General features: G+C 71.9%; 24 protein-coding genes and 1 rRNA gene. 3 read left to right on the plus strand and 22 right to left on the minus strand.

The window, feature by feature from the left end; genetic code table 11:
- Window positions 1-31: 31 nt before the first annotated feature.
- From O4J56_RS07075 to rph, 3 genes are all read right to left on the minus strand, one after another.
- Window positions 32-1,565: ribosomal RNA gene (locus O4J56_RS07075) — 16S ribosomal RNA — on the minus strand.
- An 813-nt stretch (window positions 1,566-2,378) separates the two neighbouring features.
- Entirely contained in the window at window positions 2,379-3,017 is a 639-nt protein-coding gene (gene rdgB / locus O4J56_RS07080; protein ID WP_270684502.1) for an RdgB/HAM1 family non-canonical purine NTP pyrophosphatase, read from the minus strand.
- Window positions 3,014-3,691 (minus strand): ribonuclease PH, encoded by a 678-nt coding sequence (rph, locus tag O4J56_RS07085; protein WP_408639093.1) that lies wholly within the window; start codon window positions 3,689-3,691, stop codon window positions 3,014-3,016. Before rph ends, rdgB begins: the two co-directional genes overlap by 4 nt.
- A gap of 102 nt (window positions 3,692-3,793) precedes the next feature.
- On the opposite strand from rph, the gene O4J56_RS07090 reads away from it, so the two are divergent.
- Window positions 3,794-4,498 carry a hypothetical protein gene (locus O4J56_RS07090; protein WP_270684504.1) on the plus strand — a complete coding sequence of 235 codons (705 nt, stop codon included), beginning with the start codon at window positions 3,794-3,796 and terminating at the stop codon, window positions 4,496-4,498.
- A gap of 37 nt (window positions 4,499-4,535) precedes the next feature.
- Here the strand turns inward: O4J56_RS07090 and O4J56_RS07095 are convergent, their stop codons facing one another.
- From O4J56_RS07095 to clpS, 7 genes are all read right to left on the minus strand, one after another.
- Complete coding sequence (locus O4J56_RS07095; protein WP_270684505.1) at window positions 4,536-5,318, minus strand: MBL fold metallo-hydrolase; 783 nt, start codon at window positions 5,316-5,318, stop codon at window positions 4,536-4,538.
- Window positions 5,319-5,532: 214 nt separating this feature from the next.
- A complete protein-coding gene (locus O4J56_RS07100) occupies window positions 5,533-6,351 on the minus strand; it encodes a thioesterase family protein (RefSeq protein ID WP_456299794.1) in 819 nt (272 codons plus the stop codon).
- Window positions 6,352-6,427: 76 nt separating this feature from the next.
- Window positions 6,428-7,375: a PLP-dependent cysteine synthase family protein gene (locus O4J56_RS07105; RefSeq protein WP_270684508.1), complete on the minus strand. Its 948-nt coding sequence runs from the start codon at window positions 7,373-7,375 to the stop codon at window positions 6,428-6,430.
- 5 nt (window positions 7,376-7,380) lie between these two features.
- Entirely contained in the window at window positions 7,381-7,659 is a 279-nt protein-coding gene (locus tag O4J56_RS07110; protein WP_270684509.1) for a MoaD/ThiS family protein, read from the minus strand.
- Between the two features lie 37 nt (window positions 7,660-7,696).
- Window positions 7,697-8,116, minus strand: coding sequence for a M67 family metallopeptidase (locus tag O4J56_RS07115; RefSeq protein WP_270684510.1), 420 nt, complete (start codon window positions 8,114-8,116; stop codon window positions 7,697-7,699).
- A 78-nt stretch (window positions 8,117-8,194) separates the two neighbouring features.
- Window positions 8,195-8,743 (minus strand): DUF2017 domain-containing protein, encoded by a 549-nt coding sequence (locus tag O4J56_RS07120; protein WP_270684512.1) that lies wholly within the window; start codon window positions 8,741-8,743, stop codon window positions 8,195-8,197.
- Between the two features lie 9 nt (window positions 8,744-8,752).
- A complete protein-coding gene (gene clpS, locus O4J56_RS07125; protein ID WP_270684514.1) occupies window positions 8,753-9,049 on the minus strand; it encodes an ATP-dependent Clp protease adapter ClpS in 297 nt (98 codons plus the stop codon).
- 97 nt (window positions 9,050-9,146) lie between these two features.
- Between clpS and O4J56_RS07130 the strand changes: the two genes are divergently transcribed.
- Both O4J56_RS07130 and O4J56_RS07135 read left to right on the plus strand, forming a co-directional pair.
- Window positions 9,147-10,457 (plus strand): nicotinate phosphoribosyltransferase, encoded by a 1,311-nt coding sequence (locus O4J56_RS07130; RefSeq protein WP_270684515.1) that lies wholly within the window; start codon window positions 9,147-9,149, stop codon window positions 10,455-10,457.
- The gene (locus O4J56_RS07135; protein ID WP_270684516.1) at window positions 10,458-11,048 is read left to right on the plus strand and encodes an isochorismatase family protein; all 591 of its coding nucleotides are present in this window, start codon (window positions 10,458-10,460) and stop codon (window positions 11,046-11,048) included. It begins immediately after the preceding gene.
- 21 nt (window positions 11,049-11,069) lie between these two features.
- Here O4J56_RS07135 and O4J56_RS07140 read toward each other — a convergent pair whose 3' ends face one another.
- The 12 genes from O4J56_RS07140 to O4J56_RS07195 form a co-directional block, all read right to left on the minus strand.
- On the minus strand, window positions 11,070-12,080 hold the full coding sequence (locus tag O4J56_RS07140; RefSeq protein ID WP_270684517.1) for a tryptophan--tRNA ligase: 1,011 nt from the start codon (window positions 12,078-12,080) through the stop codon (window positions 11,070-11,072).
- 20 nt (window positions 12,081-12,100) lie between these two features.
- Complete coding sequence (locus tag O4J56_RS07145) at window positions 12,101-13,051, minus strand: zinc metalloprotease (protein WP_270684519.1); 951 nt, start codon at window positions 13,049-13,051, stop codon at window positions 12,101-12,103.
- An 83-nt stretch (window positions 13,052-13,134) separates the two neighbouring features.
- Window positions 13,135-14,862, minus strand: coding sequence for a DEAD/DEAH box helicase (locus O4J56_RS07150; RefSeq protein ID WP_270684520.1), 1,728 nt, complete (start codon window positions 14,860-14,862; stop codon window positions 13,135-13,137).
- 51 nt (window positions 14,863-14,913) lie between these two features.
- Window positions 14,914-15,090, minus strand: a complete 177-nt coding sequence (locus O4J56_RS07155) for a hypothetical protein (RefSeq protein ID WP_270677080.1) — start codon at window positions 15,088-15,090, stop codon at window positions 14,914-14,916.
- Window positions 15,091-15,094: 4 nt separating this feature from the next.
- Window positions 15,095-15,883, minus strand: a complete 789-nt coding sequence (locus tag O4J56_RS07160) for a class E sortase (RefSeq protein ID WP_270684522.1) — start codon at window positions 15,881-15,883, stop codon at window positions 15,095-15,097.
- Window positions 15,884-15,996: 113 nt separating this feature from the next.
- Window positions 15,997-16,239, minus strand: coding sequence for a DUF3039 domain-containing protein (locus O4J56_RS07165; protein WP_270684523.1), 243 nt, complete (start codon window positions 16,237-16,239; stop codon window positions 15,997-15,999).
- Between the two features lie 54 nt (window positions 16,240-16,293).
- Window positions 16,294-16,845 carry a YqgE/AlgH family protein gene (locus O4J56_RS07170; protein ID WP_270684525.1) on the minus strand — a complete coding sequence of 184 codons (552 nt, stop codon included), beginning with the start codon at window positions 16,843-16,845 and terminating at the stop codon, window positions 16,294-16,296.
- A gap of 43 nt (window positions 16,846-16,888) precedes the next feature.
- Window positions 16,889-18,298 carry an NAD-dependent malic enzyme gene (locus O4J56_RS07175; RefSeq protein WP_270684527.1) on the minus strand — a complete coding sequence of 470 codons (1,410 nt, stop codon included), beginning with the start codon at window positions 18,296-18,298 and terminating at the stop codon, window positions 16,889-16,891.
- A gap of 167 nt (window positions 18,299-18,465) precedes the next feature.
- Entirely contained in the window at window positions 18,466-19,098 is a 633-nt protein-coding gene (locus O4J56_RS07180) for a cytidylate kinase-like family protein (RefSeq protein WP_270684528.1), read from the minus strand.
- 43 nt (window positions 19,099-19,141) lie between these two features.
- Window positions 19,142-20,080 (minus strand): co-chaperone YbbN, encoded by a 939-nt coding sequence (locus O4J56_RS07185; protein ID WP_270684530.1) that lies wholly within the window; start codon window positions 20,078-20,080, stop codon window positions 19,142-19,144.
- Window positions 20,081-20,098: 18 nt separating this feature from the next.
- A complete protein-coding gene (locus O4J56_RS07190; RefSeq protein WP_270684532.1) occupies window positions 20,099-21,802 on the minus strand; it encodes an acyl-CoA mutase large subunit family protein in 1,704 nt (567 codons plus the stop codon).
- 23 nt (window positions 21,803-21,825) lie between these two features.
- Complete coding sequence (locus O4J56_RS07195) at window positions 21,826-22,356, minus strand: MarR family winged helix-turn-helix transcriptional regulator (RefSeq protein WP_270684534.1); 531 nt, start codon at window positions 22,354-22,356, stop codon at window positions 21,826-21,828.
- Window positions 22,357-22,459: the final 103 nt, after the last annotated feature.

Raw genomic sequence — 22,459 nt, forward strand, 5'->3', positions numbered from 1 at the left:
AAAACAGGCCAGCTAATCAAAGACTCCTTAGAAAGGAGGTGATCCAGCCGCACCTTCCGGTACGGCTACCTTGTTACGACTTCGTCCCAATCGCCAGCCCCACCTTCACTCACTCCCTCCCACAAGGGGTTAGGCCGCAAGTTTCGGGTGTTGCCGACTTTCATGACGTGACGGGCGGTGTGTACAAGGCCCGGGAACGTATTCACCGCGGCATTGCTGATCCGCGATTACTAGCGACTCCACCTTCATGGGGTCGAGTTGCAGACCCCAATCCGAACTGAGACCGGCTTTTAGGGATTCGCTCCGCCTTACGACATCGCACGCCCACTGTACCGGCCATTGTAGCATGTTTGCAGCCCAAGACATAAGGGGCATGATGACTTGACGTCATCCCCACCTTCCTCCGAGTTGACCCCGGCAGTCTCCCATGAGTCCCCACCATCACGTGCTGGCAACATGGAACAAGGGTTGCGCTCGTTGCGGGACTTAACCCAACATCTCACGACACGAGCTGACGACAGCCATGCACCACCTGTCACCGATCCCCGAAGGACCCACCGTCTCCGATGGATTACCGGTGATGTCAAACCTTGGTAAGGTTCTTCGCGTTGCGTCGAATTAAGCAACATGCTCCGCCGCTTGTGCGGGCCCCCGTCAATTCCTTTGAGTTTTAGCCTTGCGGCCGTACTCCCCAGGCGGGGCGCTTAATGCGTTAGCTGCGGCACGGGAACCGTGGAAAGCCCCCACACCTAGCGCCCAACGTTTACGGCGTGGACTACCAGGGTATCTAATCCTGTTCGCTCCCCACGCTTTCGCTCCTCAGCGTCAGGTAAGGCCCAGAGACCCGCCTTCGCCACCGGTGTTCCTCCTGATATCTGCGCATTTCACCGCTACACCAGGAATTCCAGTCTCCCCTACCTACCTCTAGCATGCCCGTATCCACTGCAGAACCGGGGTTAAGCCCCGGTCTTTCACAGCAGACGCGACACGCCGCCTACGAGCTCTTTACGCCCAATAATTCCGGACAACGCTCGGACCCTACGTATTACCGCGGCTGCTGGCACGTAGTTAGCCGGTCCTTATTCCCCACCTACCGTCAACCCCGGGAGAACCCGGGGCCTGCGTGAGTGGTAAAAGAGGTTTACAACCCGAAGGCCGTCATCCCCCACGCGGCGTCGCTGCGTCAGGCTTCCGCCCATTGCGCAATATTCCCCACTGCTGCCTCCCGCAGGAGTCTGGGCCGTGTCTCAGTCCCAGTGTGGCCGGTCGCCCTCTCAGGCCGGCTACCCGTAATCGCCTTGGTAGGCCGTTACCCCACCAACAAGCTGATAGGCCGCGAGCCCATCCCCGACCAGAAACCCTTTCCACACGCACCCCATGCAGGGGCGTGTCGTATCCGGTATTAGACCGCGTTTCCACGGCTTATCCCGGTGTCGGGGGCAGGTTGCTCACGTGTTACTCACCCGTTCGCCGCTCGTGTACCCCGAAGGGCCTTACCGCTCGACTTGCATGTGTTAAGCACGCCGCCAGCGTTCGTCCTGAGCCAGGATCAAACTCTCCATCAAGGTCAAACACACCCGCTGCCGCAAGGGGCGCGGGTGAAACCTGGAAGAGAAACCCTGACCTCCCCGGGGCGGAATGACCCCGGGTTTGTCAAAGGAACCTCGCGAACACTCCGAAGGAGCGTCCGACGGGGCCAAAACAAACATGGCACATCATTGAACAAACACGCGCTGTTGAGTTCTCAAGAAACAACCGCTCATCCCGTACAAGCCCTGACCCGCGAGGATCATGTCGCTTTTCCGCTAGAGGCGGCTTTCCGCTTTGTTGTGCCCTCACTTTATCAGGGCCGCTCATTCCCGCCAAATCGGGGGCTATCGCAATTCCCTGCGACACCCTTCTCCCGCCGACCGCTCCCGGCCCTGCGCGTGACGCGCCACGGACGAGATCGGAGTTCGTACGGAAGATATGCCCGCTCAAGCGGACGGAGTGTCTTCGGTGAGGTGCGGCCCCGACCGCCCATCCCCTCCGGCCCTGAAGCCATCTGGATGTTCGGGACTCGGTGAGCCGCGATGTCCTCCAGCATACACACCCGAGGGCGGTGCCTCGAACGGTTTTCCAGAGAACGTGCGCCGGACCGATCGATGCTCCCTTAAGGAGCCGTCCCATCCGGCGACTCCAGTAACGCTACCCGACCCCGTCACCGCTCCGCGCATGACACGCCGTGCGCCCCGTCACATGTCCGTTCTCGTCTCCCTGCACAGTGTCCGCGCCACCGTGCCCCCGTACACACAGCGCCCCCGTACACGGCGAAGGGCCGCCCCGCACCGCCTGCTCGGCGGTCGGGGCGGCCCCGCGGTTCTCGGACCGGGCGTCCTTCAGACCAGGTCCCGGATCTCCTCGGCAAGCGCGCGGAAGGCCTTGCCCCGGTGGCTGATGGCGTTCTTCTCCTCGGGCTCCATCTCCGCGGTGGTGCGGGTCTCCCCCTCGGGCACGAACACCGGGTCGTAGCCGAACCCGTTACTCCCCCGCCGCTCGCGGATGATGCTCCCCCGCATGACGCCCTCGACCGCGGTCTCCACTCCCCCGGTCTCCAGGCCCCCGGGCACGACGAGTGCCGCCGCGGCGACGAACTCCGCGCCGCGGCGCCCGTCGGGGGTGTCGGCGAGCTGGTCGAGCACCAGGTGCAGGTTGGCCAGGTCCTTGTCACCGGTGGCCTCGCCGAACCGCCCCGACCAGCGCGCGGACAGCACCCCGGGCATCCCGTTGAGCGCGTCCACCCGCAGCCCGGAGTCGTCGGCCACCGCCGGGAGCCCGGTGTGCGCGGCGACCGCCCGCGCCTTGAGCAGGGCGTTGCCGGTGAAGGTGGGCTCGGTCTCGGCCACCTCCGGCGCCTCCGGGTAGGCGTCGAGGCCGACCACGTCGGCCTCCACCCCGGCGCCGGCCAGCACCGCCTGCATCTCGGGCACCTTCTTGGCGTTCCTGGTGGCCAGCACCAGCTTCAGCCGCCCGCTCATCCGGCCAGGGCCTTCTTCTGCAGCTCGGTCAGCTCGGCGCAGCCGCCGACGGCCAGGTCCAGCAGGGTGTCCAGCTCGGAGCGGTCGAAGGGGGCGCCCTCGGCCGTGCCCTGCACCTCGACGAAGTTCCCGTCGCCGGTGACGACGACGTTCATGTCGGTCTGGGCGACCGAGTCCTCCAGGTAGTTCAGGTCCAGGCGGGCCTGGCCCTGCACCATGCCGACGCTGACCGCGGCGACGGACCCGGCGAGCGGGTTGTTCTTCAGGTTGCGCTTCTTGCGCAGGAACTTGACGGCGTCGGCGAGGGCGACGTAGGCGCCGGTGATGGCCGCGGTGCGGGTGCCGCCGTCGGCCTGGAGCACGTCGCAGTCGAGGGTGATCGTGTTCTCCCCCATCGCCTTGAAGTCGACGACCGCGCGCAGCGACCGGCCGACCAGGCGGGAGATCTCGTGCGTGCGGCCGCCGATCTTCCCCTTGACCGACTCGCGGGCGCCGCGGGTGTCGGTGGAGCGGGGGAGCATCGCGTACTCGGCGGTCACCCAGCCCTCGCCGGTGCCGCGGCGCCAGCGCGGGACGCCTTCCTCCACGGTGGCCGCGCACAGGACGCGGGTGTCCCCGAACTCGATGAGCGCGGAGCCCTCCGCGTGGCGGAGCCAGTTGCGGGTGATGTTCACGGGGCGAAGTTGGTTCGGAGCGCGTCCGTCGGGTCGAGCCATGCTCCGCAGACTATCGGTGGCCGCGGTTCGGTCGCGCGGATCTCTGGCACCATTGGGGCCATGTTCGCGCTTCCCCGAGGGCTCCCGAGGACGCCGGCCGCCGCGGCCGCGGCGGTGGCGGCGGTGACGCTGGCGGCGGGCTGCGCGGCCGGGGAGCCGTCCCCCTCCCCGAAGGCCCCCGGAGGGTCGCCGTCGGGACCACCGGAGGCGCCCCCGGCCTGGGAGGCGTTCGGCGGGGTCCCCCTGGACCCGCCCGGCGGCCCGTCCGGTGAGGCGAGCGCGGCCGACGAGGCGGAGGCCCCGGACGGCGCGGAGCCGGTGGAGGTGCCCGGCACCTGCGAGGCGGCGGGGCTGCCGGAGGACGCGGAGGCGTTCGCGGCGATGGCGCCCGAGGGCGCCCAGTTCACCCAGGTGCGCGGGGAGAGGGTGCTGGAGTGCTCGTGGGCGGGGTTCGACCGGGGCGACGGCAGCGAGGTGGTGCTGGTGTCGCTGGCGTCCGAAGGCAGCCTGGCGGAGACCCCGGGCGCGCTCCCGCCCCAGGTGGGCGAGGCGGTGGCGGAGGGCTCCCGCGCCTACTTCACCACCCCTGGGCTGACCGCGCTGGGCGGGTTCGCCGAGTGGCGGCCCGGCGAGCGGTTCTCGCGGGTACGGCTGCACCTGCCGGGCCTTCTGGTGACGGTGCAGGCCAACAGCGACATGTGGGAAGAGGAGGGCGGCGCGGCCGTTGAGGCGGCGACCGCCGCCGCGGAGGGGCTGCTCGACTAGCCCCTCCCCCGGCGTGCTCCCGGTCCGGCTCCCCGGCTCAGCTCCCCACGGCGTCGAGGGCCTCGGCCTCGACCCCGATCCGGTAGACCGCGCCCGGGCGTGCCAGCTCGACGGGGCCGGTGTAGGCGCTGCGGGCCTCTCTCAGGGTGATGGCGTCGTCGTTCCAGGGCACCAGGTGGGTCAGCACGAGGCGGCGCGCCCCGGCCCGGTCGGCGTGGGTGCCGGCCTCGGCGCCGGTGAGGTGCACCCCGTGCGGGTTGTCGTGGTGGTCGTGGAACGAGGCCTCGCACAGGAACAGGTCGGTGTCCAGGGCCAGGCGGGTGAGCTCGTCGCAGGTGGCGGTGTCGCCGCTGTAGGCGAGGGTGGACCCCTCGTGCTCCAGGCGGATGCCGAAGGCGTCCACGGGGTGGTTGACCCGGTCGACGGTGGCGGTGATGGGGCCGATGTTCACCTCGCCGGGGGCGAGTTCGACGAAGTCGAAGGTCTCGCGCATGCCGGGGTCGGGGTCGAGCCCGTAGGCCTCGGCCATGCGGTCGGCGACGCCGGGCGGACCGTAGACGGGGATGCGGGGCTTGGGCCCACCCTGGGGGTAGGTGCGCGCGACCCAGTAGGAGCACAGGTCGAAGCAGTGGTCGGCGTGCAGGTGGCTGAGGTAGACCGCGTCGATCCCGTAGATGTCGGTGTACTTCTGGAGCGCTCCGAGGGCGCCGTTGCCGAGGTCGAGGAGCAGGCGGAAGCCGCCGGCCTCGACGAGGTAGCACGAGGCGGGGCTGGCCGGGCCGGGGAAGCTCCCCGAGGAGCCGATGATGGTGAGTCGCACGTCGCTTTTGCCTTTTCGGGTGGAATGCCTCCGCGGAGACCAGCGCGGCGGCGCCGAGCCGGGCCTCTCCATGTTCTCCGTGTTACGGGTCTACCCCAATGACCGCTGCGGTGGTACCGAATGTGGCCCGCGTCTCACGCGGCCTGAATCACATGTGACCGGGTACCAGAACCGAACACTCCACGTTTTTCCTGGTCAAGGGTATCAAGGCCGGTCAAAGCCCGGATCGGGCGAGTTGTCGCGCCTGGGCGACGAGGCGCCCCTTCACATCCCACAACTCCACGCTCTCGTCGAACCAGCCGTCGGCGGCGCTGCGCCCCTCGGCGCGGAAGGCGAGCGGACCGGGCTCGGGCACGGCGCGCATGTGCCAGGTCAGCTCCACGGTGGGGGCCCACCTCCAGGGGCGGACGACGCTGACGACGGGCGGCAGCGCGTCGACGGCCAGGGCGAGGAAGGCGGCGGGGTCGGCGGGCTCACCGTCGCCGGGTGCGGCGCGCAGGTGCCCGGCGAGCTCGGGTTCGGGCGCCTCGGTGCGGCGGGCGAGCCGCTCCCAGGTGCGCGGGGTGAAGTACTGCTCGATCCGGCCGCTGAAGCCGTCCTCGCCGGTGGCGCTGCGGCGGGGGTCCATCCTGCGGCACGCCTCGGGGGGCGGCAGGTCGGGCGCGGCGGCGGTGTAGTCGGGTGCGGCGCGGGGGTCCAGGCGCCCGGCGGAGATGTGCCCGGTGACCAGGTCGCGCCCGTCCTGGCTGAGGGTGGCGCGCAGGGTGGTGACGGTGCGCCCGGTCTTGAGCACCTCGGTGCGGACCCGTGCGGGGCCGGGGCCGGCCGGGCGCAGGAAGTGGTAGGAGGAGGAGACGGGGTGGGGCTGGCCGGGGGCGAGGTGCAGGGCGGCGCGCTGGAGGACGGCCATGAGGTAGCCGCCGTTCATGGCGGTGCCGATCAGGTAGCCGGGGTCGAGGTCGGCGGCGTACCACCGGCCGTCGTCCTCGGGGCGGACCCGGGTGGCGCGGTCGAAGCGGGACATGCGCCCCATTGAACCGAACAGTGTTCGGAACGCGCCACCCGGGGTGGCCGTACCCGGCGTGTACCCGGCCCGAGCCAGGCCCGGGCTAGGCCCAGAGCTGGCCGTCGAGGCGCTCCTCGGCCTCGGCGAGCGTGCCCTCGTAGGCGCCGGTGGACAGGTACTTCCACCCGCCGTCGGCGATGACCAGGGCGATGTCGGCGCGCTCCCCGGCCCTGGCCGCCTTGTCGGCCATGGCCAGCGCGGCGTGCAGGGCCCCGCCGGTGGAGATCCCGGCGAAGATGCCCTCCTTCTCCAGCAGGTCCCGGGTGCGGCGCAGGGCCGCGTCCGAGGGCACGGAGAAGCGGGTGGTGAGCACGTCGGCGTCGTAGAGCTCGGGCACGAACCCCTCGTCGAGGTTGCGCAGCCCGTAGACGAGCTCGCCGTAGCGCGGCTCGGCGGCGACGATCTTCACGTCGGGCCGGTGCTCGCGCAGGTAGCGCCCCACCCCCATGAGCGTGCCGGTGGTGCCCAGCCCCGCCACGAAGTGGGTGATCTCCGGCAGGTCCGCGAGCAGTTCGGGACCGGTGGTCTCGTAGTGCGCGCGGGCGTTGGCGGGGTTGCCGTACTGGTACAGCATCACCCAGTCGGGGTGCTCGGCGGCCATCCGCTTGGCCACCCGGACGGCCTCGTTGGAGCCGCCCTCGGCCGGGGAGGAGTGCACCTCGGCCCCCCACATCCGCAGCAGCTGGCGGCGCTCGGCGGAGGTGTTCTCCGGCATCACGCAGACCATCCGGTAGCCGCGCAGGCGGGCGACCATGGCCAGGGAGATGCCGGTGTTGCCCGAGGTGGGCTCCAGGATGGTGCATCCCGGCGTGAGCAGCCCGTCCTTCTCGGCCTGCTGGACCATATAGAAGGCCGCCCGGTCCTTGATGGAGCCGGTGGGGTTGCGGTCCTCCAGCTTGGCCCACAGGCGCACGTCGGGGGCGGGCGAGAGGGCGGGCAGGCCGACGAGGGGCGTGCCGCCCAGGGAGTCGAGGAGCGAGTCGTGGCGCATGGCGGCTAGCGCATGCCCCCGGCGACGGCCGGGAGGACGGTGACGGTGTCGCCGTCGGCGACCGGCGCCTCGATCCCGCCGAGGAAGCGCACGTCCTCGTCGTTGAGGTAGACGTTGACGAAGCGGCGCAGCTTGCCGCCGTCCACCAGCTTCTCGCCCAGGCCGGGGTGGCGCTGGTCGAGGTCGTCGATGAGCTCGGCGAGGGTGGCGCCGCTGGCCTCGACGGCCTTGGCGCCGTCGGTCAGGTTGCGCATGATGGTGGGGATGCGGACCTCGGTGGCCATGGTGTCTCCAGTTCGTGGTCGGCTGTGCTGATCGGTGTCAACGGGCGGGTTCGCCGGTGAATTCCACGGGCTCCTCGGTGATCTCGCCGTCGACGATCCGGTAGGAGCGGAACTCGGCGGTCTCCGGGTCGCGCGTGGAGACCAGCACGTAGTGCGCGTTGGGCTCGGAGGCGTAGGAGACGTCGGTCCGGGAGGGGTAGGCCTCCGTCGCGGTGTGCGAGTGGTAGATGACCACGGGCTCCTCGTCCCGGTCGTCCATCTCCCGCCAGACCTGGAGCTGCTCCTTGGAGTCGAAGCGGTAGAAGGTCGGCGAGCGCTCGGCGTTGGCCATCTCGACCATCCGCTCGGGCCGGTCGGACCCGATGGGGCCGGCCACGATCCCGCACGCCTCGTCGGGGTGGTCGCGGCGGGCGTGCGCGACGATCCGGTCGCGGATCTCCCGGTTGATCCTCAGCATGGCCCTCAGCGTAGCCGAGAAATTATCCCTACCCACACAGTGGGTATGACTTTTTCGGCGGGCCCCGCCGCCCCGCCCTCAGCGCTCCGCCATCAGCGCCTGGACCAGCGTCTCCTGCACCCCGCCGAGCCACTCGTAGACGTTCAGCGCCGCCCGGTCCGCCGGCCCCTCGGCGCGCACCCGCGTCTCGCCGCCGTCCTCCTCCACGCCCAGCCGCGTGCCCAGCGCCAGCCGGACGTCGTTGAGCGCCTTGAGCCAGGCGTGCGCGTCGCCGGTGTCGAGCACCAGCTCCCCGCCGTCCGGGCCCAGCCCGGCCAGCCCGGAGATCACCGTCTCGGCGTTCTCCCGCTTGTGCCGCCGCAGGTCCCCCTCGGTGTAGCGGCGGAACTCCCCGGCCGCCTCGCGGTCGCCCCCGTAGGCGTCGGGCAGCAGCCGGGCCAGCACGGGGTCCTCGGGGGTGTCGGCGGTGCCGGAGATGCCGACCAGCGCCTCCAGCGGGTCGCCCCCGTCCTCGGGCGGCTCCACCAGCTCCAGGACGAGCCCGGCCATCGAGCGCAGCACGGCGGCCTCGTCCCGGTCCAGGCGGATGCTCACCCCGCCGCGCACGGCGCGGAATCCGTCGGTCATCCGGACACCCTATTCATCGTGCTGGAGCGTCGCCCACAGGCCGTAGGAGTGCAGCACCGACACGTCGCGCTCCATCTCCTCGCGCGAGCCGGTGGAGACCACGGCGCGCCCCTTGTGGTGCACGTCCATCATCAGCTTGTGCGCCTTGGCCCTGGAGTAGCCGAAGACGGTCTGGAAGACGTAGGTGACGTACGACATGAGGTTCACCGGATCGTTCCAGACGATGGTCACCCACGGCTTGTCGGGCCGGACGTCCTCGTCCGCCTCCGGCCGTTCCAGCTCGACCGGCGCCGGAGCGGTCCCCATGGGTCACTCCCCTCTCCTCCTGCGGTACCGGCCCCATTGTCCCACCCGCGGGCACCGCTATTTTGGTACCGAGAGACACAAACTAGTCTGGATGCCCATGACCGAGCACGCGAGCAGCGCCCTGCTCACCGACCGGTACGAGCTGACCATGCTGCAGGGGGCCCTGCGCAGCGGCGCGGCGCACCGGCGGGCCGTCTTCGAGATGTTCGCCCGGCGCCTGCCCGAGGCGCGCCGCTACGGGGTGGTGGCCGGAACCGGGCGCTTCCTGGAGGCGCTGCGCGACTTCCGGTTCGGCACGGCCGAGCTGGACTACCTGTCCGACGCCGGCGTGGTGGACGGGCCCACCCTGGACTGGCTCGCCGACTACCGCTTCACCGGCGACGTGTGGGGCTACGGGGAGGGCGAGTGCTACTTCCCCGGCTCCCCCATCCTGGTGGTCGAGGGCACCTTCGCCGAGGCCGTGCTGCTGGAGACGCTGGCGCTGTCGGTGTTCAACCACGACACCGCGATCGCCTCGGCCGCCTCCCGGATGGCCGTCGCGGCCCAGGGGCGGCCGATGATCGAGATGGGCTCGCGCCGCACCCACGAGGGCGCGGCGACGGCCTCCGCGCGCGCCGCCTACATCGCCGGGTTCGCCAGCACCTCCAACCTGGAGGCGGGCCGCCGCTGGGGCGTGCCCACCGCCGGGACCAGCGCGCACGCCTTCACCCTGCTGCACGACAGCGAGCGGCACGCCTTCGGCGCCCAGATCGACGCGCTGGGGCCGGGCACCACCCTGCTGGTGGACACCTACGACGTGGAGCGCGCCGTGGGCACCGCGGTGGAGCTGGCCGGGACCGGCCTGGGCGGGGTGCGCGTGGACTCGGGCGACCTGGCCGCCGAGGCGGCGCGGGTGCGCCGCCAGCTGGACGGGCTGGGCGCCGCCGGCACCCGCATCGTGGTCACCGGCGACCTGGACGAGTACGCGATCCAGGCGCTGGCGATCGCCCCGGTGGACGGCTACGGGGTGGGCACCGCGCTGGTGACCGGCTCGGGCGCGCCGACGGCGTCGCTGGTGTACAAGCTGGTGGCCCGGTCCCGGGAGGCGGCGCCGGACGCGCCGCTGGAGCCGGTGGCCAAGCGGTCGGTGGGCAAGCCCAGCAAGGGCGGGCGCAAGTGGGCCTCGCGCGCGGTCGGCGAGGACGGGACCGCCACCGCCGAGCTGGTGCACGGCCACGAGCCCGAGCCGCGCCCGGGGCTGCGACCGCTGCTGCGGCGCCTGGTGGAGCGCGGCGAGGTGGTGGGCGACGAGCCGCTGGAGGCGGCCCGCAAGCGGCACACCCGGTCGGTGGCCGAGCTGCCCGCCCCGGCCCGCCGGATGTCGCGCGGGGAGCCCGCGCTGCCCACCGAGTTCCCAGGGAGGCTGTAGATGAGTGCGCACACGGGCCGAAGAGCGCTGATCGTCGTCGACGTGCAGAACGACTTCTGCGAGGGCGGCAGCATGGGGGTGAGCGGGGGCGCCGCGGTGGCCGCGGAGGTCACCGCCCACATCGCCGCGCACCGCGACGACTACGCCCATGTGGTGGCCACCCGCGACTTCCACGTGGACCCGGGCGCCCACTTCTCGGCGCAGCCGGACTTCACCGACTCCTGGCCGCCGCACTGCGTGGTGGGCACCGAGGGCGCCGAGTTCCACCGGTCCTTCGACGCCTCCGGGGTGGACGAGGTGTTCAGCAAGGGCGCCTACACCGCCGCCTACAGCGGCTTCGAGGGCGCGGCCGAGGACGGCCGGTCCCTGGAGGAGTGGCTGCGGGAGCGCGGGGTGGACGCGGTGGACGTGGTGGGCATCGCCACCGACCACTGCGTGCGGGCCACCGCGGCCGACGCCGCCGAGGCCGGGTTCGCCACCCGGGTGCTGCTGAACCTGACGGCCGGGGTGGCCCGGGCGACCACCGACGCCGCCCTGGAGGAGCTGTCCGCCAAGGGCGTCGTCCTGGAGGGCGTGCCGGTGGTCGCCTGAGGCCCGTCGTCCCGGGCGCTGCTAGGCGATGCCGATGGCCGCGCGGACCTTGGCCATGGTGGCCCGGGCCCGGGCCCGCGCGCGCTCGGCGCCGTCCTCCAGGACGGCGTCGAGTTCGCTGTCGGGCTCCATCAGCGCGTCGTAGCGCTCCCGCATGGGCCCGAAGATGCCGTTGAGGACGTCGAAGAGCTCGTTCTTGAGCTCGCCCCAGCCCATGCCCCCGGCCTCCAGCCGCTTGCGGACGGCGGCGCTGCGGTCGGCGTCGGCGAAGTGCTCCAGCAGCTGGAAGACCGACGAGGTGTCGGGGTTCTTGGGGTCCTCGACCGGCGTGGAGTCGGTCGGGATGCGCCGCACCAGCTTCTTGAGCCTGTTCTCCGGCAGGAACAGCGGGATGTGGTTGTCGTAGGACTTGCTCATCTTCCGGCCGTCGATGCCGGGGAGCAGGCTGGACTCGCCCTCGGGGAACGCCCCCTCGGGGATCGGGAAGGCGTACCCGGCCCCGTAGAGGTGGTTGAACGACCCGGCGATGTCGGCGGTGTACTCGATGTGCTGGCGCTGGTCGCGGCCGACGGGCACGATGTCGGCCTCCATCACCAGGATGTCGGCGGCCATGAGGACCGGGTAGTTGAACAGCCCCATGTTGACCCCGGCGTCCAGGTCCTCCACGCCGGCCTCGGCGTTGCGGTCCCGGGCGGCCTTGTAGGCGTGGGCGCGGTTCATCAGCCCCTTGGCGGTCACCGCGCCGAGCACGGTGGCCAGCTCGAACACCTCGGGGACGCTCGACTGCCGGTACAGGACGGTGCGCTCGGGGTCCAGACCGCAGGCGAGCCACGTGGCGGCGACCGACCGGACGTCGTGGCGGAGCCTCTCAGGGTCGCGGACCGAGTTGAGCGAGTGGTAGTCGGCGAGGAAGTACATGCTGTCGTGCTCGCGTGCGGCTTCCAGCGCCGGGCGGATGGCCCCGATGTAGTTTCCGAGGTGCGGCATCCCCGAGGTCTGGATGCCGGTCAGGTAGGTCTTGGTCGCTGCCATGGGGACAATCCTAGCGGCGGTCAGGCGCCTTTCCCTGCGCGGAAGGCGTACCAGTGGTCGGCCATCCGGTCGGCCTGGCCGCCGGTGAAGCGCTCCATGCAGGCGTCGTCGCTGTAGTTCATGAAGTTGTCCACGGGATCGGTGCCGCTGCGGTCGGGGCAGGTGTCGCGGCCGGTCGGGCAGCCGGTGGCCTGCTCGCGCTCGTAGGCGGTGTCGGCGACGTAGTCCCCGGGCGAGGAGCACCCGTTCTGGAAGGTGTGGAACAGGCCGAGCCAGTGCCCGGTCTCGTGGGTGGCGGTGTGGCCCAGGTCGAAGTTCTCCCGGCCGCCGCCGGGCACGGTGCGGTGGTCGACGACGACGCCGTCGGCGCCGGGGTCGTCGGCGTAGTCCTGGGGGAAGGTGGACCGGCCCAGGATGCCGTGGCCCAGGTCGGCGGTGTACAGGTTGAGCGTCTCGGGGCCGCCCCGGCGCAGGCCGGCGCGTTCGGCGGAGCCGCGGCGGCCGACGGAGGCGAACGCGCCGTCGTCGGCGGTGCGGGTGATGTCGCGCAGTTCGAATCGGAAGCCGGTGTCGGCGCCGCCGTAGCCGCCGCCGAAGGCCCGGTTGAGCACGTCGACCTGGCGGCGGACGGTGGCCTCGGACAGGTCGCCGGTGCCGTCCTCGGCGCTGACGACGTGCACCACGACGGGGACGGTGCGCCGCTCGTCGCGGGCCTGCTGGGGCACCCGCTCCTGCCTCAGGCGGCGCTCGTACTCAGCGGCCTGGGCGTCGCTGATGGCGCCGCCCTCGGAGGCGCGGCCCCCGATCCTCCCGTCGATGCGCGCGTCCGCGGCGGCGCCGCCGGGCGCGCACACCTCCCGTGGCGCCTCCTCCTGTGCGGCGGTCGTGGTGCCCAGCAGTCCGGCCAGGGCGGCGGCGCAGGCCGCCAGGCCCGCACCGGTCCGCCCGATCGCTCTCGCTCGTTCCCCCATGGTGCGGAACGTACCTGCGCGACCACTTTGGGTGATTACGCCGCGCGGGTCCGCATCGCCGCCCTTGCCGGGTGTTTACCGGGTCAGGAGCCGCCGGTGGCCCAGGAGCGGATCTTGGCGATGCGCTCGGAGATCTGGTCCGGGGAGGCCTGCGCGATCGGGGGGCCGCCGCAGGCCCGGCGCAGCTCGTTGTGGATCATCCCGTGCGGGCGCCCGGTGCGGTGGTGCCAGGCGCCCACCAGCCCCTGCAGCTCCTTGCGCAGCGCCGCCACCCGCTCGTGCTCGGGCGGGCCGTCCTCGCGCCCGTCGGCCGCCGGCGCCTTGCGCTGCCCGGCCCGCTGGTCGGCCTTGCGCTTGCGCAGCAGCTGGGCCACCTGGTCGGGCTCCAGCAGTCCGGGCAGCCCGAGGAAGTCCTCCTCCTCGGGCGAGTCGGGGGTGCCGCCGCCGAACTCCGAGCCGTCGTAGAGCACCCGGTCGAACTCGGCCGAGGCCTCCATCGTCTCGAAGGGCAGCTCCTCCCCCGCGTCGGGGGTGTCCCGCTTCTTGCGGGCCTCGTCCAGCTCCCGGCCCTCGGGGTCGAACTCCTCGCCCTCCTTGAGCGGCCGGTCCAGCGCGTGGTCGCGCTCGCGCTCCATCTCCCCGGCCAGCTCCAGCAGGGTGGGCACCGACGGCAGGAAGACCGAGGCGACCTCGCCGCGGCGGCGCGAGCGCACGAAGCGCCCCACGGCCTGGGCGAAGAACAGCGCGGTGCTGGTGGAGGTGGCGTACACGCCGACCATCAGCCGCGGCACGTCCACGCCCTCGGAGACCATGCGCACCGCCACCATCCACCGCTCGTCGGACTCGGCGAAGCGGGAGATCTTCTTGCTGGCGGTCGGGTCGTCGGAGAGCACCACGGTGGCGCCCTGCCCGGTGATCTTGCGCAGGATGCGCGCGTAGGCGCGGGCGGCCTCGTGGTCGGTGGCGATGACCAGGCCCCCGGCGTCGGGGGTGGCGTTGCGCACCTCGGTCAGCCGCCGGTCGGCGGCGGCCAGGACCTTCTTAATCCAGTCGCCCTTGGGGTCGAGCGCGGCCTTCCAGGCCTGTGCCAGGGCGTCCTGGGTGAGCGGCTCGCCCAGGCGGGCGGCGAGCTCGTCCCCGGCCTTGGTGCGCCAGCGCATCTCGCCGGAGTAGGCCATGAACAGCACGGGCCGGACGACGCCGTCGCCCAGCGCCGGGGCGTAGCCGTAGTTGTAGTCCCAGGAGCAGCGGCGCACGCCCTCGGCGTCCTGGACGTAGTCCACGAAGGGGATGGGGTTGACGTCGGACCGGAAGGGGGTGCCGGTCAGCGCCAGCCGCCGGGCGGCCGGGTCGAAGGCCTCGCGCGCCGCGTCGCCCCAGGACAGCGCGTCGCCGGCGTGGTGCACCTCGTCGAAGATGACCAGGGTGCGGCGCGCCTCGGTGCGGTTGCGGTGCAGCATCGGGTGCGCGGCCACCTGCGCGTAGGTGACGGCCGCCCCGGTGTACTGCCGCCCGAGCGCCCCCTGGCCGTTCTTGAAGTCGGGGTCGATGGCGATGCCGAACCGCGCGGCGGCCTCGGCCCACTGCTTCTTGAGGTGCTCGGTGGGGCACACGATGGTGACGGCCCGCACCGCGTGCCGCGCCAGCAGCTCGGAGGCGAGCGTCAGCGCGAAGGTGGTCTTGCCCGCCCCGGGCGTGGCCACCGCGAGGAAGTCCCTCGGCTCTCTTCGGAAGTACTCCTCGAACGCCTCGCGCTGCCACTGGCGCAGCCCGGCGAGGCGCTCCCCCGTGCTCGTCTGCAGAACCGTCATCCGACCATTCCCCTGTTGCTCACCCGGACGAGGGTATCCGAGGCGGGGAGGTCAGCCGCCTGCCCCCGCGCCCGTGTCGACCGCGCCGTCGTTGAAGGGCATGTAGGGGTCGGCCCAGGGGAAGACGACGTACCAGAGCAGCCAGGCGGCCCCGGCCAGCAGGGCCAGCGCCAGCACGATCTTGACCGGGACGGGCCCCGGGAGCAGTCGCCAGATCAGCCCGTACATCGCGTCACTCCCCCTCGTCCGCCTGGTTCTCGGGGGCCATGTCCGCGATGCTCTCGGGCATGCCCTGGTCCTTGGGGCGGGTGTCGGTCAGCTCGGCCGTCACGATCAGCCGGTGGGTGTTGTTGAGCTTGGGCGCGCAGGTGGTGAGGGTCAGCAGCGCCCGCTGGGGGTCGTCGTTGTTCTCGGGGTCGAACGGGTCGGGGTCGACCACCTCGACCTGGTCGGGGGTGACGGTCCGCTCGTCGACGACCTCGTAGGTGTAGAAGTTCTCCGCGTCCTCCAGGACGATCGGGTCGCCGTCGGACAGCTGGTCGATGTCCCAGAAGATGCCGGACACGCGGTGCCCGGCCACGGCGTAGTTGCCCTTCTCACCCGCGTCGGCCGCGTCGCCGCCGGCCACGTCGTCGTCGGTGTAGTGGCCGGGGCTGTAGCGGATGTCGTCGGGCTGGACGCCGCTGACGACCACCCACTGCAGGTCGAGCGCGGGGATGTACATCCTGCTGTCGGCCGAGCCCGGCAGCGGCTCGGAGTCGGGCCCCTTGGGCTCCTCCCAGGCCTGCTGGAGGTCGTCGCCCAGGCTCTCCTGCTCCTGTCGCGTCTCCAGCGCCTTGCCGTACACCTGGTAGGCGGCGAAGAACAGCATCACGATCCCGGCGGTGAACAGCAGCTCGCCGAAACCGCGCAGGATCCCGCGGGCGACGTCGCCCGCGGTGACGGGGCGCCGCCTGCGGCGCCGCCCGCGCTGCCCGCGCTCACCCCTGCGGTGCGTCCCCCGCTCGGTGGTGGAAACCATGTGACCTACCTGACCTACCCGTCGTCACCGTCCTAAGGGAGCGTATCCTGCCCCACCCGCCCCTGGGTGCGCGAAACCCCGCAGCGGCGGGCGGACCGGGACGACCCGACCGGTCAGGCGGTCATCTCCTCGTAGATCTCCTTGCACTCCGGGCAGACGGGGAACTTCTTGGGGTCCCGGTTGGGCACCCAGACCTTGCCGCACAGCGCGATGACGGGGGCCCCGGTCACCGCGCTCTCGGTGATCTTGTCCTTCTGCACGTAGTGCGCGAAGCGCTCGCGGTCGCCGTCGTCGTGCGAGATGTCCGGCCGGGTCTCGGACTCCGGGACGACCTTGTTCACCACATCCATGGCCATGTTCGCCTCACACCTCCTGCGTCTGCAGTCCACCGTATCGCCGCGCGGGCGGGGTCAGTTCAACTCCGGGTCGTCGGGCAGGGTGGCCACCAGGGCCAGGTCGCCGCCCTGGCGGCGCAGCACCCGCGCCCACAGGGTCCGCGGGTCGGCGGAGAACACGTCCTCGGCCAGGGCGGGCAGCACGTACCAGGCGCCCTCCTCGATCTCGGCGCCGAGCTGGCCCTCGCCCCACCCGGCGTACCCGGCGAAGACGCGGAAGCGGCCCAGGGCCCCGCCGAGGATCTGCGGCGGCGCGTCCAGGTCGACCACGCCCAGCCCCTCGGGGGCGGGAGGGCCGTCGGGGGGCGACTCCAGGGGGCGCCAGCCCAGCGGCTCCTCCTCGCCGCCGGGCACGCCCAGGGCGAGGCCGGCGCCCTCGCCGACGGGGCCGCCGGCGAACATGACCGGCGGGTCGCTGGCGAAGCCGCCCCAGTCGGCGAGCACGTCGGACACGGGCAGCCGGGACGGGCGGTTGACGACGACCAGCACGACGGTGCGGCGGAAGTGGGGGTCCTCCAGCGCGGGCGCGGCCACCAGCAGCCGCCCGGTGAGGTCGGTTCCGTCCATACCCGGCTGTCTACCCCGCCCCCGGCGCGGCCAACTCGGCCCCCTAGTCCTCGGCGCGGCCGTGCCCGCCGCGCACGGCGACGTCGCGGACGGCGGCGGCCACGCTCTTGGACAGGTTGGTGTGGAAGACGCTGGGGATGATGTAGTGCGGTCCGAGCTCGTCGTCGGTGACCGCGCCGGCGATGGCGTCGGCGGCGGCGACCATCATGTCGGAGTCGACGTGGTCGCTCTGGGCGTCCAGCAGGCCGCGGAAGAACCCGGGGAAGACCAGCACGTTGTTGATCTGGTTGGGGTAGTCGCTGCGGCCGGTGGCCACCACCGCGGCGTGCAGCCGGGCCACGTCCGGGTCGACCTCGGGGTCGGGGTTGGCCAGGGCGAAGATGATGGCGTCGTCGTTCATCTCGGCGATGTCCTCGCCGCCGAGCACGTTGGGGGCCGAGACGCCGATGAACACGTCGGCCCCGTCCACGGCGCCCCGCAGGTCGCCGGAGTAGCCCTCGGGGTTGGTGTTGGCGGCGATCCACTCCAGGTTGGGGTCGAGGTCGTCGCGGCCCCTGTGGACGGCGCCGTGGACGTCGCAGACCACGATGTGCTTGGCCCCGGCGTGCATGAGCAGCTTGAGGATGGCGGTGCCGGCGGCGCCGGCGCCGGACATGGCGATGCGCACCCCGCCCAGGTCCTTGCCGACCACCCGCAGCGCGTTCTTGAGCGCGGCGAGCACGACGATGGCGGTGCCGTGCTGGTCGTCGTGGAAGACGGGGATGTCGAGCAGCTCGCGCAGGCGGGCCTCGACCTCGAAGCAGCGGGGGGCGGAGATGTCCTCCAGGTTGACGCCGCCGAAGCCGGGGGCGATGACCTGGACGGTGCGCACGATCTCGTCGACGTCCTGGGTGTCCAGGGCGATGGGCCAGGCGTCGATGTCGGCGAAGCGTTTGAACAGCGCCGCCTTGCCCTCCATGACCGGCATGGAGGCCTCGGGGCCGATGTTGCCCAGGCCGAGCACGGCCGAGCCGTCGGTGACCACGGCGACGCTGTTGCGCTTGACGGTCAGGCGGCGGGCGTCGGCGGGGTTGGCGGCGATGGCCTGGGAGACGCGGGCCACGCCGGGGGTGTAGGCCATGGACAGCTCGTCGCGGTTGCGCAGCGGCACCTTGGACTTCATCTCGATCTTGCCGCCGAGGTGCATCAGGAAGGTGCGGTCGCTGACCTTGTGGACGACGACGCCCTCCACTGCGCCCAGGGCGTCCACGATCGCCTGGGCGTGGTCGGTGTCGCGGGCCGCGCAGGTCACGTCGATGCGGATCCGCTCGTGGCCGGCCTGCGCCACGTCCAGGGCGGTGATGACGCCCCCCACGTGCTCGACCGCGCTGGTGAGGCCGCCGACCGCGCTGCCGTGGCCGTCGACCTCGAGCCGGACGGTTATGGAGTAGGAGACGCTGGGAAGGGTGGCCACGTAAAGCTCCTCTGTGTCACATGTCTGCTGCGCCACGGCGCGCTCAGGCTCAGGTCGCGCGCCGGCGGCACCGCCGGGCGGTCCTGGCTGGGTGGGCCCCCGGTGGCTCCCGGTGCTCGGGCGCACCCTTCATGGTGCCACCGCCGCAGATCAAACGGTGCACCGCACTACATTTCCGGTGCCCGCTCCCGGGCCAGGCGCACGATCACGTCGGTGCAGGCCTCGGGCGAGACGGCGGTGGCGTCGAGCACCAGGTGGTAGAGGGCGGAGTCGGCCGGGTCCACCCGGTAGAAGCGGCGCACATAGGCGCTGCGGGCGCGGTCGTTGGCCTCCAGTTCGCGCATGTCCGAGGTGCCCGACCGGGCGAGCCGGGCGTCCTTGGGGCCGTCCAGGCGCACGTGCAGGGCGCCGGGCCGGTCGGCGAGGACCACCGCCCCGGCCCGCCCCAGCACCACCGCGCCGGTGGCGGCGACCCGCTCCAGGACCTCCTCGGTGCGGTCGACGAACTCCTGGTCGTACAGGATCCGCCCGTCGGCGTCGGAGGGGGTGACGTAGGAGGGGTCGACGCTGCCGAGGGTGACCGTGGGCAGCCGGGCGGCGCTGGCCAGCAGCCGCTCGAAGCCGGTGGGGGCCCGGTCGTCGTGGCGCAGCGCGTCCTCCAGGGAGCAGCCGATCTCCTCGGCGACCGCCCCGGGGACGGCCCGGTCCACGAAGGGCACGCCCAGCCGCTCGGCGACGGCCGGACCCACCGCGCCGCCGCCGGCCCCGAAGGTCGCCGAGATCGTCACCACATACGGCATGAACTGGTTCTACCCGTCGGCGGGCGGGTCGGAACGGTCCCGGCTAGAACAGCGCCGCGGTGAGCCGCCGCCGCGCCGCCGACACCGCCGGGTCGGTGGCGGGCAGCACCTCGAACAGCGACAGCAGGTGCTTGCGCACCCGGTCGCGGTCGTCGTCGCGGGTGTTCTTGACCAGGGTGATGAGCCGGTCGAAGGCGTCCTCGACCTTCTGGCCGTACATGTCGATGTCGGCGACCTGCAGCTGGGCGTCGATGTCGCCGGGGTCGTCGGCGGCGGCCTTGCGCGCCGCGGCGGCGTCGACCCCGCGCAGCCGCCGGATGAGCCGCACCTGGGCCAGGCGCTGCTTGGCGTGCTCGTTCTTGGGGTCGGACTCCAGCGCCTTGGCGTAGACCTGCTCGGCGGCGTCGAAGTCGTCGCGCTGCAGCGCCTCCTGGGCCTCGGCGTCGACCGGGTCGGCCTGCTCGGCCGGCCCCGCGCCGCCCTCGGCGCCCTCGGGCCCCAGCCCGGTGAACTCCGGCGGCAGCACGTTCTGGTTGCGCAGCTCCTCGAAGACCTGGGACAGCCAGTCGCGCAGCTGGGCCTCGGTGGCCGGGCCGGTGGGGCCGGGCACCACCTGGCCGCCGATGACCAGGGCGATCATCGGGGCGGCGGGCACCCGCAGCGCCTGGGCGAGCTGCGGGCTGGCCTGCACGTCGACCTTGGCGACCGCCCACTGGCCCCCGGCGCCGATGGCCAGCCGGTCGATGGCCGCCTCGACCTGCGAGGACTGCTCAGAGGAGGACTGCAGCACGGCCAGCACGACGGGCGTGCTCATCGAGCGCTGCAGGACCTCGTCCTGGAAGTTGTTCTCGTCGACGTCGATCGCGTAGGGGTTGGCGGTCCCCGAGGCCTGCGCGGCCTCCCGCTTGGCCTCGCGTTCCATGGCGGCCTTGCGCGCCCCGAGGTCGACCGCACCCTGCATGGAGTAGTCCGATGGCTGCATGCCTCCATCCTGCCCCATCTAGAATCGTGGGTCCTCCACGTAGGTGCCGAACTCCTCGCCCATCGTGCGGCAGATCTCCCCGAGGGTGGCCTCGGCTCGGGCGGCGTCCAGGATGAGGGGGACGAGGTTGCCCCCGGCGGGGTCGCGCACCGCGGCCAGCAGCCTGTCCAGGGCGGCCCGCACTGCGGCGCCGTCGCGCTCCTCCCGCCGCCGTCCCAGCAGCGCCACCTGGTCGCGCTCGACCTCGTGGCTGATCCGCAGGATGTCGACCTCGCCGGAGACGGTGGAGGTGGCGGTGTTGACGCCGACGATGCGCTTGTCGCCCTTCTCCAGCGCCTGCTGGTACCGGAAGGCCGATTCGGCGATCTCGGAGCTGAACCACCCGTTGCGGATCCCGGCGAGGATGCCGGAGGTGACCGGGCCGATCGCGTGCTCGGCCTCCTCGCCGCCGCCCATCGCGATGATCCTGGCGAAGATCCGCTCGGCCTCGGCCTCCATCCGGTCGGTGAGTGCCTCCAGGTAGTAGGAGCCGCCGAGCGGGTCGGCCACGTTGGCCACCCCGGTCTCCTCCATCAGCACCTGCTGGGTGCGCAGGGCGATCTCGGCGGACTGCTCGGTGGGCAGCGCCAGGGTCTCGTCAAGGGCGTTGGTGTGCAGGGAGTTGGTGCCGCCCAGGACGGCCGAGAGCGCCTCGACGGCGGTGCGCACCACGTTGTTGTAGGGCTGCTGGGCGGTGAGCGACACCCCGGCGGTCTGGGTGTGGAACCGGAGCCACTGGGCCTTCTCTGAGGTGGCGCCGAAGCGGTCGCGCATCCAGCGGGCCCAGATGCGGCGGGCGGCGCGGAACTTGGCGATCTCCTCGAAGAAGTCGATGTGGGCGTCGAAGAAGAAGGACAGCCCGGGCGCGAAGGTGTTCACGTCCAGGCCGCGGGACAGGCCCAGCTCGACGTAGCCGAACCCGTCGGCGAGGGTGAAGGCCAGCTCCTGGGCGGCGGTGGCCCCGGCCTCGCGGATGTGGTAGCCGGAGACCGACAGCGGCTTGAAGGCGGGGATGTTCTCCGCGCAGTACTCCATCAGGTCGCCGATGAGGCGCAGGTGGGGCTCGGGCGGGTACAGCCACTCCTTCTGGGCGATGTACTCCTTGAAGATGTCGGTCTGCAGGGTGCCGTTGAGCCTGGACAGGTCGGCGCCCTGGCGCTCGGCGGCGGCCAGGTACATGCAGAAGGCGGGCACCGCGGGGCCGCTGATGGTCATCGAGGTGGTGGTGTCCTGCAACGGGATGCCGTCGAAGAGGACGTCCATGTCGGCGGTGGAGTCCACCGCGACGCCGCAGTGGCCCACCTCGCCCAGGGCGAAGGGGGCGTCGGAGTCGTACCCCATGAGGGTGGGCATGTCGAAGGCGACGGACAGGCCCCCGCCCCCGGCCTCCAGGATCATCTTGTAGCGCTCGTTGGTCTGGCGGGCGTTGCCGAACCCGGCGAACTGGCGGATGGTCCAGGGGCGGCCGCGGTAACCGGTGGGGTGGAGCCCGCGGGTGAAGGGGAACTCCCCGGGCCAGCCGATCCGCTCGAAGCCGGGGATGCCGGCGCCCTCCGGCGGGCCGTAGACCGGGTCGACCTCCTGCCCGGAGAGCGTGCTGAAGTCGGCCTCGCGCTTGCGGGCCGAGTCGTAGCGCCGCTGCCAGCGGTCCCGTCCGGCCACGATCTGCTCACTGGTCGCCATACCGACGATAGTAGGACTTCCAACTAATTTTCGGTAGGGGCGCCCCCCGGGTCGGGGAAGTCCCCGAACCCCACGCGCAGCTTGATGAAGGAGCGGTGCATCTCGCGCAGCTCCTCGTCGCCGTAGCCCTCCAGGCCGAAGTCCATGTCCAGCAGGTCCCGGGTGGCCCGCTCGACCACCTCGCGCCCCTCCTCGGTGATCTCGGCCAGGGTCCCGCGCCCGTCGCTGGGGTTGGGCCTGCGGCGGACGAACCCCTGGCGCTCCAGCCGGTCGATGGTGTTGGTGACGCTGGTGGGGTGCACCATCAGGCGCTCGCCGATCTTGCCGAGGGGCAGGCCGCCGGAGTGGCTGAAGGTGAGCAGGACCAGCGCCTCGTAGCGGGCGAAGGTGAGCGCGTAGGGCTTGAGGGCGGCGTCGAGGCGGCCGATGAGGATCTGCTGGGCGCGCATGACGGAGGTGACCGCGGCCATGGCGGGCGATGCGCCCCAGCGGCGCGTCCAGTTCTCGTGCGCGCGCTCGATCGGGTCGAACGGCAGGTTCAGCGGGTTTCCCACGCGGCCACTGTAGCGACCTGCACACTTCCCCGCGCCCGGGGAAGCGGACGGCGAGGGGCCCTTGCCCGCCAAGGAATTAATAGTTAACTTTCCTAAAAATTAA

This window comes from Nocardiopsis endophytica (assembly GCF_027706725.1).
Taxonomy (GTDB): Bacteria; Actinomycetota; Actinomycetes; order Streptosporangiales; family Streptosporangiaceae; genus Nocardiopsis_A; species Nocardiopsis_A endophytica.

Coding starts and splice junctions, on each gene's coding strand:
- O4J56_RS07115 (WP_270684510.1), bottom strand. CDS start 8,116: ATGCTGAGGATCAACCGGGAGATCCGCGACCGGATCGTCGCGCACGCC.
- O4J56_RS07140 (WP_270684517.1), bottom strand. CDS start 12,080: ATGGCAGCGACCAAGACCTACCTGACCGGCATCCAGACCTCGGGGATG.
- O4J56_RS07150 (WP_270684520.1), bottom strand. CDS start 14,862: ATGACGGTTCTGCAGACGAGCACGGGGGAGCGCCTCGCCGGGCTGCGC.
- O4J56_RS07180 (WP_270684528.1), bottom strand. CDS start 19,098: ATGCCGTATGTGGTGACGATCTCGGCGACCTTCGGGGCCGGCGGCGGC.
- O4J56_RS07145 (WP_270684519.1), bottom strand. CDS start 13,051: ATGGGGGAACGAGCGAGAGCGATCGGGCGGACCGGTGCGGGCCTGGCG.
- rdgB (WP_270684502.1), bottom strand. CDS start 3,017: ATGAGCGGGCGGCTGAAGCTGGTGCTGGCCACCAGGAACGCCAAGAAG.
- O4J56_RS07090 (WP_270684504.1), top strand. CDS start 3,794: ATGTTCGCGCTTCCCCGAGGGCTCCCGAGGACGCCGGCCGCCGCGGCC.
- O4J56_RS07170 (WP_270684525.1), bottom strand. CDS start 16,845: ATGGACGGAACCGACCTCACCGGGCGGCTGCTGGTGGCCGCGCCCGCG.
- O4J56_RS07135 (WP_270684516.1), top strand. CDS start 10,458: ATGAGTGCGCACACGGGCCGAAGAGCGCTGATCGTCGTCGACGTGCAG.
- O4J56_RS07185 (WP_270684530.1), bottom strand. CDS start 20,080: ATGCAGCCATCGGACTACTCCATGCAGGGTGCGGTCGACCTCGGGGCG.
- O4J56_RS07160 (WP_270684522.1), bottom strand. CDS start 15,883: ATGGTTTCCACCACCGAGCGGGGGACGCACCGCAGGGGTGAGCGCGGG.
- O4J56_RS07100 (WP_456299794.1), bottom strand. CDS start 6,351: ATGGGGCGCATGTCCCGCTTCGACCGCGCCACCCGGGTCCGCCCCGAG.
- O4J56_RS07165 (WP_270684523.1), bottom strand. CDS start 16,239: ATGGCCATGGATGTGGTGAACAAGGTCGTCCCGGAGTCCGAGACCCGG.
- O4J56_RS07120 (WP_270684512.1), bottom strand. CDS start 8,743: ATGACCGACGGATTCCGCGCCGTGCGCGGCGGGGTGAGCATCCGCCTG.
- O4J56_RS07155 (WP_270677080.1), bottom strand. CDS start 15,090: ATGTACGGGCTGATCTGGCGACTGCTCCCGGGGCCCGTCCCGGTCAAG.
- O4J56_RS07105 (WP_270684508.1), bottom strand. CDS start 7,375: ATGCGCCACGACTCGCTCCTCGACTCCCTGGGCGGCACGCCCCTCGTC.
- O4J56_RS07130 (WP_270684515.1), top strand. CDS start 9,147: ATGACCGAGCACGCGAGCAGCGCCCTGCTCACCGACCGGTACGAGCTG.
- O4J56_RS07110 (WP_270684509.1), bottom strand. CDS start 7,659: ATGGCCACCGAGGTCCGCATCCCCACCATCATGCGCAACCTGACCGAC.
- clpS (WP_270684514.1), bottom strand. CDS start 9,049: ATGGGGACCGCTCCGGCGCCGGTCGAGCTGGAACGGCCGGAGGCGGAC.
- O4J56_RS07190 (WP_270684532.1), bottom strand. CDS start 21,802: ATGGCGACCAGTGAGCAGATCGTGGCCGGACGGGACCGCTGGCAGCGG.